The 13,018-nt window shown below is 59.4% G+C and carries 11 protein-coding genes; 8 read left to right on the top strand and 3 right to left on the bottom strand.

All coding sequences use genetic code 11. The annotated features are described in order from the left end of the window. Positions 1-210: 210 nt before the first annotated feature. Together lpxH and J0G10_RS19375 are read right to left on the bottom strand one after the other, a co-directional pair. On the bottom strand, positions 211-957 hold the full coding sequence (gene lpxH, locus J0G10_RS19380) for a UDP-2,3-diacylglucosamine diphosphatase (protein ID WP_095050764.1): 747 nt from the start codon (positions 955-957) through the stop codon (positions 211-213). Beyond that, the gene (locus tag J0G10_RS19375; RefSeq protein WP_095050763.1) at positions 954-1,460 is read right to left on the bottom strand and encodes a peptidylprolyl isomerase; all 507 of its coding nucleotides are present in this window, start codon (positions 1,458-1,460) and stop codon (positions 954-956) included. The genes lpxH and J0G10_RS19375 overlap by 4 nt, the downstream gene beginning before the upstream one ends. Before the next feature lie 266 nt (positions 1,461-1,726). On the opposite strand from J0G10_RS19375, the gene J0G10_RS19370 reads away from it, so the two are divergent. The 3 genes from J0G10_RS19370 to J0G10_RS19360 all read left to right on the top strand — a co-directional run bounded on the left by J0G10_RS19370 (position 1,727) and on the right by J0G10_RS19360 (position 6,409). Then, positions 1,727-3,424 carry a glutamine--tRNA ligase/YqeY domain fusion protein gene (locus J0G10_RS19370; protein ID WP_016986557.1) on the top strand — a complete coding sequence of 566 codons (1,698 nt, stop codon included), beginning with the start codon at positions 1,727-1,729 and terminating at the stop codon, positions 3,422-3,424. Positions 3,425-3,445: 21 nt separating this feature from the next. Then, a complete protein-coding gene (gene cysS, locus J0G10_RS19365) occupies positions 3,446-4,828 on the top strand; it encodes a cysteine--tRNA ligase (protein WP_220556492.1) in 1,383 nt (460 codons plus the stop codon). Between the two features lie 363 nt (positions 4,829-5,191). After that, on the top strand, positions 5,192-6,409 hold the full coding sequence (locus tag J0G10_RS19360) for an MFS transporter (protein WP_220556491.1): 1,218 nt from the start codon (positions 5,192-5,194) through the stop codon (positions 6,407-6,409). A 191-nt stretch (positions 6,410-6,600) separates the two neighbouring features. On the opposite strand, the gene J0G10_RS19355 is transcribed toward J0G10_RS19360, so the two are convergent. Beyond that, positions 6,601-8,454 carry a sigma-54-dependent Fis family transcriptional regulator gene (locus tag J0G10_RS19355; RefSeq protein ID WP_095048093.1) on the bottom strand — a complete coding sequence of 618 codons (1,854 nt, stop codon included), beginning with the start codon at positions 8,452-8,454 and terminating at the stop codon, positions 6,601-6,603. A gap of 380 nt (positions 8,455-8,834) precedes the next feature. Between J0G10_RS19355 and J0G10_RS19350 the strand changes: the two genes are divergently transcribed. Genes J0G10_RS19350 through J0G10_RS19330 form a run of 5 tightly spaced genes read left to right on the top strand, consistent with a single transcriptional unit; the run spans position 8,835 to position 12,994 of the window. After that, on the top strand, positions 8,835-9,929 hold the full coding sequence (locus J0G10_RS19350) for an ABC transporter ATP-binding protein (RefSeq protein WP_093434228.1): 1,095 nt from the start codon (positions 8,835-8,837) through the stop codon (positions 9,927-9,929). Next, complete coding sequence (locus J0G10_RS19345; RefSeq protein WP_095124483.1) at positions 9,929-11,038, top strand: ABC transporter ATP-binding protein; 1,110 nt, start codon at positions 9,929-9,931, stop codon at positions 11,036-11,038. The genes J0G10_RS19350 and J0G10_RS19345 overlap by 1 nt, the downstream gene beginning before the upstream one ends. Further along, positions 11,035-11,901 (top strand): carbohydrate ABC transporter permease, encoded by an 867-nt coding sequence (locus tag J0G10_RS19340; RefSeq protein WP_007912484.1) that lies wholly within the window; start codon positions 11,035-11,037, stop codon positions 11,899-11,901. Before J0G10_RS19345 ends, J0G10_RS19340 begins: the two co-directional genes overlap by 4 nt. A 9-nt stretch (positions 11,902-11,910) precedes the next feature. Next, positions 11,911-12,711 (top strand): carbohydrate ABC transporter permease, encoded by an 801-nt coding sequence (locus J0G10_RS19335; protein WP_003192012.1) that lies wholly within the window; start codon positions 11,911-11,913, stop codon positions 12,709-12,711. A gap of 10 nt (positions 12,712-12,721) precedes the next feature. Further along, positions 12,722-12,994: a DUF2160 domain-containing protein gene (locus tag J0G10_RS19330; RefSeq protein ID WP_007912485.1), complete on the top strand. Its 273-nt coding sequence runs from the start codon at positions 12,722-12,724 to the stop codon at positions 12,992-12,994. Positions 12,995-13,018: the final 24 nt, after the last annotated feature.

Here is a 13,018-nt window from a genome sequence, read left to right as displayed (position 1 = left end):
CCCCTCACCCTAACCCTCTCCCTGGGGGAGAGGGGACTGACCGTGGTGTGCATTCGAGGTACGCCGACCTGAGTCACCGATTTGAACTCCGGTTTGGGGAAAGCGTGATTTGAGGTCGGGAGTCGAGCGCGGGTTTTGAGCTGCACTCGGTCGGCTCCCTTTCCCCCTCGCCCCCTGGGGGAGAGGGCTGGGGTGAGGGGGTAGCGATCTTCAGCCGTGCGGCAAAGCCAGCGGCGGGGCGAAGTCGAACGGCGCCAATGCGTAACCGCTTTCATCCACCTGCAACGCCCACCCCTGACGATCCCAATCCCCCAACACAATCCGCTTCGCCGCTTGTTCACCAAGCTGCAACTTGTGAATCGCCGGGCGGTGGGTGTGGCCATGAATCAAGGTTTTCACGCCAAACGCCTGCATGATCCGCGGAATCTCTTCAGGCGTGACATCGACAATGTCATTGGCCTTCATCCGCGTCTGTGCACGGCTTTCACTGCGCAGCTTGCGCGCCAGTTTATGGCGGCTGCTCAAGGGCAGGTTACGCAGGATGAACAGCGTGATCGGATTACGCAGATAACGCCGCAGCTTCATGTAGCCGACGTCGCGGGTGCAGAGGCTATCGCCGTGCATCAACAGCACCGGCTCGCCGTAAAACTGCACGACACTCGGGTCCTTCAACAACGTACAGCCGGCCTGCTTGCAGAAGGCCTTGCCGAGCATGAAGTCGCGATTGCCGTGCATCAGAAAAATTGCCGTGCCGCTGTCGCTCAGTTCGCGCAGGGCCTGGCAGATGGAACGCTGGAAGGGCGTCATGGCGTCGTCGCCAATCCACGCCTCGAAGAAGTCGCCGAGGATGTACAGCGCACTCGCCGAGCGGGCGCGTCCGGCGAGTAAATCCAGAAACGCCCGGGTAATGTCCGGGCGCTCCTCTTCCAGATGCAAGTCTGAAATCAGCAATATCACGCTTCGATGATCTCGGCTTTCTCGATGATCACGTCGTCTGCTGGTACGTCCTGATGGCCGGCCTTGGAGGTAGTCGCCACGCCTTCGATCTTGTCGACAACGTCAGTGCCTGCAACGACTTTACCGAACACTGCATAACCCCAGCCCTGAGCGGTTTTGGCGGTGTGGTTGAGGAAACTGTTGTTGGTGGCGTTGATGAAGAATTGCGCCGATGCCGAATGCGGGTCCATGGTGCGAGCCATGGCCAGGGTGTACTTCTCGTTCTTCAGGCCGTTGTCGGCTTCGTTCTGGATGCTTGGACGCTTGTCTTTCTTTTCCTGCATGCCAGGCTGGAAACCACCACCCTGGATCATGAAACCCTTGATCACACGGTGGAAAACCACGTTCTCGTAGTGACCGGCTTTAACATATTCGAGAAAGTTGGCAACGGTGATTGGCGCTTTTTCCGCGTCCAGTTCGATGACGATGTCGCCGAAGTTGGTGGTCAGTTTGACTTGAGTCATGATCGGTGCTCTTTTTCAATGAAGCGTTTTATAAGGAATTCGTGGGTAATGGGACATTTCGCCCCGTTACCGGTTCAGCCCGTGGGCCAAGGTGCGCAGTTTAGCGTGACAGGCGCGAATTTCGAGGCTGTTTTTCCAAATCCCCGCGATTAAATGCGCTCCTTTATAGGCCGTGCTCTGTCAGCCCCTTGACAGCATCGGCTATGATAGCGGCTTTGTTTTGTCTGGCCCCCTCTGCGGCCGCGCACATGTAAGTCAAGGATCCTATGAGCAAGCCCACTGTCGACCCTACCTCGAATGCCAAGTCCGGCCCTGCCGTGCCGGTCAATTTCCTGCGGCCGATCATCCAGGCAGACCTGGACTCGGGCAAGCACACCCAGATCGTCACCCGTTTCCCGCCGGAGCCCAACGGCTACCTGCACATCGGCCACGCCAAGTCGATCTGCGTGAACTTCGGCCTGGCCCAGGAGTTCGGCGGCGTCACGCACCTGCGTTTCGACGACACCAACCCGGCCAAGGAAGACCAGGAATACATCGACGCGATCGAAAGCGACGTCAAATGGCTGGGCTTCGAGTGGTCCGGTGAAGTGCGCTACGCCTCGCAGTATTTTGACCAGTTGCACGATTGGGCCGTCGAGCTGATCAAGGCCGGCAAGGCTTACGTCGACGACCTGACCCCTGAGCAGGCCAAGGAATACCGTGGCAGCCTGACCGAGCCGGGCAAGAACAGCCCGTTCCGCGACCGTTCGGTAGAAGAGAACCTCGACTGGTTTGCGCGTATGCGTGCCGGTGAGTTCCCGGACGGCGCCCGCGTGCTGCGTGCCAAAATCGACATGGCCTCGCCGAACATGAACCTGCGCGACCCGATCATGTATCGCATCCGTCACGCGCATCACCACCAGACCGGTGACAAGTGGTGCATCTACCCGAACTACGACTTCACCCACGGTCAGTCGGACGCCATCGAAGGCATCACCCACTCGATCTGCACCCTGGAATTCGAAAGCCATCGTCCGCTGTACGAGTGGTTCCTCGACGCATTGCCAGTGCCGGCGCACCCGCGTCAGTACGAGTTCAGCCGTCTGAACCTCAACTACACCATCACCAGCAAGCGCAAGCTCAAGCAACTGGTCGATGAAAAGCACGTCAATGGCTGGGACGATCCGCGCATGTCCACGCTGTCGGGCTTCCGCCGCCGTGGCTATACGCCGAAATCGATCCGCAACTTCTGCGAAATGATCGGCACCAACCGTTCCGACGGCGTGGTCGACTTCGGCATGCTCGAATTCAGCATCCGTGACGACCTCGACCAGACCGCGCCACGCGCCATGTGCGTACTGCGTCCGCTGAAAGTCGTCATCACCAATTACCCGGAAGGCCAGGTCGAGAACCTCGAACTGCCGCGCCACCCGAAAGAAGACATGGGCGTACGCGCGCTGCCATTCGCCCGGGAAATCTACATCGACCGTGACGACTTCATGGAAGAGCCGCCGAAGGGCTACAAGCGCCTGGAACCGGCCGGTGAAGTGCGTCTGCGCGGCAGCTACGTGATCCGTGCCGACGAAGCGATCAAGGACGCCGATGGCAACATCGTCGAACTGCGTTGCTCGTACGACCCGGAAACCCTCGGCAAGAACCCTGAAGGCCGCAAGGTCAAAGGCGTGATCCACTGGGTGCCGGCCGCGGCCAGCGTCGAGTGCGAAGTGCGTCTGTACGATCGTCTGTTCCGTTCGGCCAACCCTGAGAAGGCTGAAGACAGCGCGAGCTTCCTCGACAACATCAACCCTGATTCGCTGCAGGTACTCACCGGTTGTCGTGCTGAGCCATCGCTTGGCAATGCACAGCCGGAAGACCGTTTCCAGTTCGAGCGCGAAGGTTACTTCGTTGCGGATTTGAAGGACTCGAAACCAGGTCAGCCGGTATTCAACCGTACCGTGACCCTGCGTGATTCGTGGGGCCAGTGATTCAGCGTCAAGGGAAATAACGTGCTAACGATCTACAACACGCTCACCAAGAGCAAAGAAGTCTTCAAGCCGCTGGATGGCAACAAGGTGCGCATGTACGTCTGCGGGATGACCGTGTACGACTACTGCCACCTTGGCCACGGCCGCAGCATGGTCGCGTTCGACCTGGTGACCCGCTGGTTGCGGTTCAGCGGTTACGACCTGACCTACGTGCGCAACATCACCGACATCGACGACAAGATCATCAACCGGGCCAACGAGAACGGTGAATCGTTCGAAGCGTTGACCGAGCGTATGATCGCGGCGATGCACGAAGATGAAGCGCGCCTGAACATCAAGAAGCCGGACATGGAACCGCGCGCTACGGATCACATTCCGGGCATGCACGCGATGATCCAGACCTTGATCGACATAGGTTACGCCTACGCCCCGGGCAACGGTGACGTGTACTACCGCGTCGCCAAGTTCATGGGCTACGGCAAGCTGTCGCGCAAGAAAATCGAAGACCTGCGCATCGGCGCGCGCATCGAAGTCGACGAGTCGAAACAGGACCCGCTGGATTTCGTGCTGTGGAAAGCCGCCAAGCCGGGCGAGCCAAGCTGGGAATCGCCGTGGGGCGCCGGGCGTCCGGGCTGGCACATCGAGTGCTCGGTGATGTCCACCTGCTGCCTCGGCGAGACGTTCGACATTCATGGCGGCGGCAGCGACCTCGAGTTCCCGCACCACGAAAACGAAATCGCCCAGAGCGAAGCGGCCACCGGCAAGACCTACGCCAACGCGTGGATGCATTGCGGCATGATCCGCATCAATGGCGAGAAGATGTCCAAGTCCTTGAACAACTTCTTCACCATTCGCGACGTGCTGGAAAAGTATCACCCGGAAGTCGTGCGTTACTTGCTGGTGTCGAGCCACTACCGCAGCGCGATCAACTACTCGGAAGACAACCTCAAGGACGCCAAAGGCGCCCTCGAGCGTTTCTACCACGCGTTGAAAGGCCTGCCGACTGTGGCGCCGGCGGGCGGCGAAGCCTTCGTCGAGCGTTTCACCACGGTGATGAACGACGACTTCGGCACGCCGGAAGCCTGCGCCGTGCTGTTTGAGATGGTGCGTGAGATCAACCGTCTGCGTGAGAGCGATCTTGATGCAGCGGCAGGTCTGGCGGCGCGTCTGAAAGAGCTGGCGAGCGTGTTGGGTGTGTTGCAGTTGGAGGCGGATGACTTCCTGCAGGCGGGCGCTGAAGGGCGTGTCGATGCGGCAGAGGTTGATGCACTGATTGCGGCGCGTCTGGCGGCGCGGGCCGGGAAGGATTGGGCTGAGTCGGATCGGATTCGTGATCAGCTGACGGCGATGGGTGTTGTGCTGGAAGACGGCAAGGGTGGGACTACCTGGCGTCTGGCTGACTGAGATCAGGGACGCGGAGCGTCCCAGGCTGCATTCCCACGCGGAGCGTGGGAACGATCAACAAAACCCGCCTTGTGCGGGTTTTTGTTTGGCCGCCAGAAAAGCCCCTCACCCTAACCCTCTCCCAGAGGGAGAGGGGACTAAATGGGGGATGCTCAAGAAATACATCGACCTGAGCGATTTTTGCCGAATCCATAATCAACTCGGTTTTTCAGGTCGATGCACAACGCCAGACACTTCGGTCAGCTCCCTCTCCCCCTGGGAGAGGGCTGGGGTGAGGGTTGCTTTTGACGTTCGCGTAGGTCTTGATGTCGGCAACGCGTTCAGCCGGATGCTGAGCGGCGACGAATATCGAATGGAGACACCATGGCCAATCACTACCGCGAACTGCTAACCACCCCCGGCGCCACCGGGCTAGTGCTCGCGAGTTCCATTGCACGCTTGCCGCAGGCAATGATCGGCATCGGCATCATCACCATGCTGGTGCAGCAAACCGGGGTGTACTGGCTGGCCGGCGCAGTCGCCGGTACTTTCACCCTGGCCAATGCGTTGCTCGGCCCGCACATCTCCAGACTGGTTGATCAGCATGGCCAGAGCCGCGTGCTACCTGTCGTCACGGCGTTCAGCATTGCCATGTTGCTGGCCCTGATCATCGCTGTTTATTGGCGCGCACCTGCCGGCTTGCTGTTTGTTCTGGCAGCATTGGCGGGGACGATGCCGAGCATGCCATCGATGATCCGCGCGCGATGGTCGCAGTTGTTCCGGGGCAAGCCGCAGTTGCACACGGCGTTCTCGCTGGACACCGTATTGACCGAACTCGCCTACATCATCGGCCCGCCACTGGCGATTGGTTTGAGTGTGAGCTTTTTCGCCGAAGCCGGGCCGCTGGTTGCGGTCGGGCTGTTGGCTGTCGGGGTCACGGCGTTTCTGCTGCAACGCCAGACAGAGCCGAAGGTTGTCGTCGGTCACGCCAGCCATAGCGGCTCAACCTTGCTGATCCCCGGCGTGCGCACCATTGTCCTCGCGTTGTTAGCGATGGGGGTCATTGGCGGAGCAATCGATGTCGCTGTTGTCGCCTTCGCCAATGCGCAAGGCTGGCCGGGGGCGGCGACCTTCATCCTCGCGGCCTATGCGTTCGGCTCACTGGTGGCGGGCCTGACGTTTGGCGCGATGAGGGTTTCCCTGGCGATCGAAAAACAGTTCCTGATCGGGATATTGGTCACGGCGTTCACTGGCGTGCTGCCCATTTTTGCCACGGACGTTTATGTCCTTTCAGCGACGCTGTTTATTGCCGGCATCTCGTTTGCGCCGACGATGGTGGTGGTCATGAAGCTGGGGACGATCATCATCCCGCCGTCGCGGATCACCGAAGGGCTGACGTGGATGACCACCGGTATCAGCATTGGCGTTGCGCTGGGCGGCATGCTGGCGGGGCTGGTGATTGATGCGTGGGGCGCGCGGGCGGGGTTTGGCGTGGCCATTGGCGCTGGGATCATGATGGTGGTTGTTGTGATGGTGGGATTGCGCACATTGGAGGCGGCTTCGGTTGCGCATGTTGAGCCGGAATTTTCGCCCTCACCCTAGCCCTCTCCCCCAGGAGAGGGGACTGAATGGGGGATGTTCAGGAAATACACCGACCTGAGCGATTTGCGCCGAATCCATAATCGCCACGATCTTTCAGGTCGATGTCCGGCGCCATACACCTCGGTCAGCTCCCTCTCCCTCCGGGAGAGGGATGGGCGGGCGGCGTTCCGATGAGGGAAAGGGCGGTTCACTCAACCTTCAATCTGCCGCAACCGCTTGTAAAGCGTATTCCGACTCACCCCCAACCGTCGCGCCAGGTGCGAAATATTCCCCCCGGCCGCTTTCAACTCCCGGTTCAACGCTTCCACATCATTCAAATCAACCCCCAGCGGCGCCGCGCTCTCCACCGGCTCCATCTCCAGATCAACAAAAAAATCATCCGGCAAATGCTCCAGCCTCACCGGCTGCTCCTCAGCCATCGCCAACGCCACCTGCATCACGCTACTGACCTGACGTAAATTCCCCGGCCACGGATGACGGCTGAACAACTCCAGCACCTCCTGACTCAATCCCGCCCACTGCGTCGGCTCGCGATGCTGTTCCCACAACCGTTTAAACAACGCCTCTTTATCACTGCGCTCTCGCAATGGCGGCAGCTCCAGCGTCAATCCACCAATGCGGTAATACAAATCCTCACGAAACCGCCCCAACTGCACTTGTTCACGCAAAGAGCGGTTAGTCGCCGAAATGATCCGCAAATCCACCGCAAACAACTCGCTGCTGCCCACCGGTTGCACGCAACGTTCCTGCAGCACCCGCAACAACCGCGCCTGCGTCGGCAACGGCATATCGCCGATTTCATCGAGGAATAACGTGCCTCTGTCAGCCTTGCGAATCAGTCCGATGCTGCCTTTCTGATTCGCGCCAGTGAACGCGCCTTTCTCGTAACCGAATAATTCGGATTCCACCAGTTCGGCGGGGATCGCCGCGCAGTTGACGGCGATAAACGCCTGTTTGCTGCGCGAGCTGGCCTGATGCAGAGCTTTGACGAAGACCTCTTTGCCGACACCGGTTTCGCCATGGATCAGCAGCGGAATGTCTTTCTCCAGCAAACGCTCAGCCTGGCGCACAGCTTTCTCCACGCGACTGTCGCCGAAGTGCAGGGTGCTGAGGCTGATAGCGCCCGCGGGTGGTTTTAATGGCACTTCAATGCTTTTCGGTTCGGCAAACACCCGAGGCTGAATTGGCGCCTGTTTCGGCCGCTTCAACAAACATTGAAAACGGTTACGCCCGGACGTCTGCAAGGCAAACGGCAACCCATCGGGCTGATTGATCAACTCCAGCAGTGACACCTTGAACAGGCTTTCAACGCTGACCCGCGACAAGCGCACGCCGAGCAAATTGTCCGCCCGGCGATTGGCCGACAGCACCTGACCGCTCTCATCAAAGATCAACAACCCGGCCCACTGACTGTCGAGGTTGTTCAACCCGGTGTTGAAGGTCAGTTGAAAGTGCTGGCCATGGAACAGGTTGAGGATCAGCCGGTTCTCCACTGTCTGGCTCATCATCTTGACCATGCCCAAAGTGTGCGAGGGCGGCAGGTAGCTGTCGCTGGACACATCGAGCACCGCGATCACCTTGCGCTCAGCGTCAAAAATCGGCGCAGCGGAACCAGTCATGAAACGGTTGGCTTTCAGAAAGTGTTCATCGTGCTCGATATGCACCGCTTGCTCGCAAGCCAGCGCCGTGCCGATCGCATTGGTGCCGCTGCAGCGCTCCATCCAGCTCGCCCCAGCCTGAAACCCCCGGGCCAGATTCGGCTCGATAAAGCGTTGCGTGCCCCACGAGGTCAGCACCTGGCCCTGATTGTCGGCAAGCATGATCAGGCAGTTGGAATTGCTGAGGATGTTTTCGTAATAGGGCAGGACTTCCTGGTGCGTGGTCTGCACCAGTGAATGGTGGCTGTCGAGCAACTGCGCGATGCCGGCGGCGGGCAGTTGATCGAAGGCTGGCGTGCTTTGGTGGTCGAGACCGAACGCGCGGCAACGTTGCCAGGAAGTCTGGACGATCGCGTCGTGGGACAGCGGCGGGGCAGGTGCGGCCATGGCAGTGGGCCTCTGATGCAGCGATTTTTATTGTTGTTATGAACCCGATCTTCGAAACCTGCACAGATCCCTGTAGGAGTGAGCCTGCTCGCGATAGCGGTCTATCAGACGGATTTGCATTGACTGACACACCGCTATCGCGAGCAGGCTCACTCCTACAGGGATCTTCCGTGTTTACGAGATCGGGCAAAAAGCGTTCATAGAGTGTTGTTCACTATTGTTCATTGTCAATCGGCCAACTGTTCAAATGTGTTCAGCAATGAACGCCTGTTCTCCGCGCTTTCAACGATTTTCGCGACAAATCAATCACTTGCCATTTCTGGCACGAAACTCGCTCCCGTGCACAGGTCGCTTGACTCCAATAATAAAAAGGCCGAGCCATGTCACTCACCCTGGAGCACGTCAGCCGTACCGTCGAGGGCCAGATCTGGATCGACGATGCGTGCCTGAAATTCGAACCTGGTTCTTTCAACGTTTTGCTCGGCCGCACGCTGTCCGGCAAAACCAGCCTCATGCGTTTAATGGCCGGTCTGGACAAACCGGACAGCGGCCGCATCCTGATGAACGGCGTCGACGTTACCCAACGTCCGGTGCGTCTGCGCAACGTGTCGATGGTCTATCAGCAGTTCATCAACTACCCGACGATGACCGTGTTCGAAAACATCGCCTCGCCGCTGCGTCAGGCCGGTGTGTCGAAAGAGATCATCCACAGCAAAGTGCAGGAAACCGCGAAGATGCTGCGCATCGAGAAGTTTCTGCAGCGCTATCCGCTGGAGCTGTCCGGCGGTCAACAGCAACGCACCGCCATGGCCCGTGCGCTGGTCAAGGATGCCGAGCTGATCCTGTTCGATGAGCCGCTGGTCAACCTCGACTACAAACTGCGCGAAGAGCTGCGCCAGGAAATGCGCGAGCTGTTCAAGGCGCGCCACACCATCGCGATCTACGCCACTACCGAACCCAACGAAGCGCTGGCACTCGGCGGCACCACGACCATTCTTCACGAGGGCCGGGTGATTCAGAGCGGCCCGTCGACTTCGGTCTATCACCAGCCGCAAACCGTGCTCGCCGCCGAATTGTTCTCCGAGCCACCGATCAACCTGATGCCCGGTCGTATCGCTGGCAACGAAGTCAGTTTCGCCAATTTTGTGCACTTCCCGTTGAACGTCGATCTGCGCCCGGTGGGTGAGGGCGAGTTTCGTTTTGGCGTGCGCCCCAGCCATATCTCGCTGGTGCCGAGCAACGATGACGATCTGGAATTGGCAGTGACCGTCGAAGTCGCCGAGATCAGCGGTTCGGAAACCTTCCTGCACGTGCGCAACGAGCATTTCCTGCTGGTGCTGCACCTGCCCGGCGTTCACGAATACGACGTCGATGCGCCGATCCGCATTTACATCCCGACCCACAAACTGTTTGTTTTCGATGCGCAGGGCCGGCTGGTGCAAGCACCGGGCCGGCGTGTCGCGAGGGTTGCCTGATGGCCGAAATCCGTTTGCAGCACCTCGCCCACAGTTACAGCAAAACCCCCAGCGGCGCGGAGGATTACGCGATCCGCGAGATGGATCACGTCTGGGAGCAGGGCGGTGCCTACGCCTTGCTCGGGCCGTCGGGTTGCGGCAAGTCGACCTTGCTCAACATCATTTCCGGCCTGCTCAGCCCCTCGCAGGGCCACGTGTTGTTCGACGGCAAAGCGGTCAACGACCTGACGCCGGAGAAGCGCAACATCGCCCAGGTTTTCCAGTTCCCGGTGGTCTACGACACCATGACCGTGTTCGATAACCTCGCTTTTCCCCTGCGCAATCAGGGCATGGCCGAGGCGAAAGTGCACAGCAAGGTGCAGGAAATCGCCGAAGTCCTCGACCTGCAAAACCTCCTGAGCAAGAAGGCGCGCAACCTCACCGCTGACGAAAAACAGAAAGTCTCGATGGGCCGGGGTCTGGTCCGCGACGACGTTTCGGCGATCCTCTTCGACGAACCGCTGACGGTGATCGACCCGCACCTGAAATGGAAATTGCGACGCAAGCTCAAGCAGATCCACGAGCAGTTCAACATCACCATGGTCTACGTCACCCACGATCAGCTGGAGGCCTCGACCTTCGCCGATAAGATTGCGGTGATGTACGGCGGCCAGATCGTCCAGTTCGGCACGCCTCGGGAACTGTTTGAGCGGCCGAGCCATACTTTTGTCGGTTATTTCATCGGCAGCCCCGGGATGAACCTGATCGACGTGCAGCCACAACCCGGCGGCGTCGGTTTCGCCTCGACGCATCTGCCGCTGTCTGACGCGATGCAGCGACATATCGAACACGGCCAGTGGAAAAATCTGAAGGTCGGCATCCGCCCCGAGTTTATTCACGTGTGGGACGAGCCGTTTGATGACGCGATGCAGGCAAAGGTCGTACACGTCGAAGACCTCGGCACCTACAAGATCATGACCCTCGACCTCGACGGTGCACCGCTGAAAGTGCGTCTGGCCGAAGACAAACCGGTGCCCCAGGGTACGGCGTACATCAGTTTTCCGGCGCAGTGGCTGATGGTCTATGCCGATGAGTTTCTGCTTGAAGCCGATGAAGAGGTGCAGCCATGAACAAGGTGCAGAACAACAAGGCCTGGTGGCTGGTATTGCCGGTGTTCCTGCTGGTGGCATTCAGTGCGGTGATCCCGATGATGACCGTGGTCAACTATTCGGTGCAGGACATCTTCGACCAGTCCAGCCGCTACTTCGTCGGCGCCGACTGGTACAAACAAGTGCTGCTCGATCCGCGTTTGCACGACTCGCTGCTGCGTCAGTTCATCTATTCGGCGTGCGTGTTGCTGATTGAAATTCCGCTGGGTATTGCCGTTGCGCTGACGATGCCAACCAAGGGCCGCTGGTCGTCGGTGGTGCTGATCATTCTGGCGATTCCGCTGCTGATCCCGTGGAACGTGGTCGGCACCATCTGGCAGATTTTCGGCCGTGCCGACATCGGTCTACTGGGTTCGAGCCTCAACGCGATGGGCATCAGCTACAACTACGCGGCAAACACCATGGACGCCTGGGTGACGGTGCTGGTGATGGACGTCTGGCACTGGACTTCATTGGTGGCGCTGCTGTGTTTCTCCGGTTTGCGCGCAATTCCCGACGTGTATTACCAGGCCGCGCGGATCGACCGCGCCTCGGCCTGGGCGGTGTTCAGGCACATTCAGTTGCCCAAGTTGAAGAGCGTACTGCTGATCGCGGTGATGCTGCGCTTCATGGACAGCTTCATGATTTACACCGAGCCGTTCGTGCTCACCGGCGGCGGGCCGGGCAACGCCACGACTTTCTTGAGTCAGACGCTGACCCAGATGGCCGTAGGGCAATTCGACCTCGGTCCGGCAGCGGCGTTTTCGCTGGTGTACTTCCTGATCATCCTGTTGGTGTCCTGGCTGTTCTACACCGCCATGACGCACTCCGACGCCAACCGCTGAGGCCCGGCCATGAGCAAAAGAAAGCTTATTCCGTTGCTGGTGTACATCCTGTTCCTGCTGGTGCCCATCTACTGGCTGCTGAACATGTCGTTCAAGAGCAACACCGAAATCCTTGGCGGCCTTACGCTTTTCCCACAGGACTTCACGCTGGCGAACTACAAGGTGATCTTTACCGATCCGAGCTGGTACACCGGTTATCTGAACTCGCTGTATTACGTCAGCCTGAACACGGTGATCTCGCTGAGCGTGGCGTTGCCGGCGGCCTATGCGTTTTCGCGCTACCGTTTTCTCGGCGACAAGCACCTGTTCTTCTGGCTGCTGACCAACCGCATGGCGCCGCCGGCGGTGTTTCTACTGCCGTTCTTCCAGTTGTATTCGTCGATTGGTCTGTTCGACACGCACATCGCCGTAGCCTTGGCGCATTGCCTGTTCAACGTGCCGCTGGCGGTGTGGATTCTGGAGGGCTTCATGTCCGGCGTGCCGAAGGAAATCGACGAAACCGCCTACATCGACGGCTACAGTTTTCCCAAGTTCTTCGTAAAGATTTTCATCCCGCTGATCGGTTCCGGCATTGGCGTCACGGCGTTTTTCTGCTTCATGTTTTCCTGGGTCGAACTGCTGCTCGCGCGCACGTTGACCTCGGTAAACGCCAAGCCGATTGCGGCGGTGATGACGCGCACGGTGTCGGCCTCGGGTATCGATTGGGGCGTGCTGGCAGCGGCGGGGGTGTTGACCATCCTGCCGGGCATGCTGGTGATCTGGTTTGTTCGCAACCACGTGGCCAAGGGCTTTGCCCTCGGTCGGGTCTGAGGAGCTGATGATGGAATGGATGAGCTGGACCACGCCTACCGCAGCATTCTTCATCGTCATCGGCCTGATTCTGGTCGGCATGACGACGTGGGAATTGCGCTCGCCGAGCATCCTGCGGCGAGGTTTTCTGCCGATTGCCACCACCCGTGGCGATCGTTTGTTTATCGGTCTTCTCGGCAGCGCCTACCTGCATTTGCTGGTGATCGGCGCCACCGACTGGAGCATCTGGGTAGCGTCCGCGTTGTCCCTGGTGTGGCTGTTGGCTGTGATGCGTTGGGGCTAGTCGAGTCGTTCGGCAACGCGGCTC

It is taken from the genome of Pseudomonas germanica, from assembly GCF_019614655.1.
Taxonomy (GTDB): Bacteria; Pseudomonadota; Gammaproteobacteria; order Pseudomonadales; family Pseudomonadaceae; genus Aquipseudomonas; species Aquipseudomonas neuropathica.
Note: the sequence above shows the minus strand (reverse complement) of the source record. Positions and strands in the feature narration are given on the sequence as shown.

Bases quoted from the DNA above. Each gene is read 5' to 3' on its own strand.
- J0G10_RS19375 (WP_095050763.1), bottom strand. From the start codon at position 1,460: ATGACTCAAGTCAAACTGACCACCAACTTCGGCGACATCGTCATCGAA.
- J0G10_RS19370 (WP_016986557.1), top strand. From the start codon at position 1,727: ATGAGCAAGCCCACTGTCGACCCTACCTCGAATGCCAAGTCCGGCCCT.
- J0G10_RS19360 (WP_220556491.1), top strand. From the start codon at position 5,192: ATGGCCAATCACTACCGCGAACTGCTAACCACCCCCGGCGCCACCGGG.
- J0G10_RS19355 (WP_095048093.1), bottom strand. From the start codon at position 8,454: ATGGCCGCACCTGCCCCGCCGCTGTCCCACGACGCGATCGTCCAGACT.
- J0G10_RS19350 (WP_093434228.1), top strand. From the start codon at position 8,835: ATGTCACTCACCCTGGAGCACGTCAGCCGTACCGTCGAGGGCCAGATC.
- J0G10_RS19345 (WP_095124483.1), top strand. From the start codon at position 9,929: ATGGCCGAAATCCGTTTGCAGCACCTCGCCCACAGTTACAGCAAAACC.
- J0G10_RS19340 (WP_007912484.1), top strand. From the start codon at position 11,035: ATGAACAAGGTGCAGAACAACAAGGCCTGGTGGCTGGTATTGCCGGTG.
- J0G10_RS19335 (WP_003192012.1), top strand. From the start codon at position 11,911: ATGAGCAAAAGAAAGCTTATTCCGTTGCTGGTGTACATCCTGTTCCTG.
- J0G10_RS19330 (WP_007912485.1), top strand. From the start codon at position 12,722: ATGGAATGGATGAGCTGGACCACGCCTACCGCAGCATTCTTCATCGTC.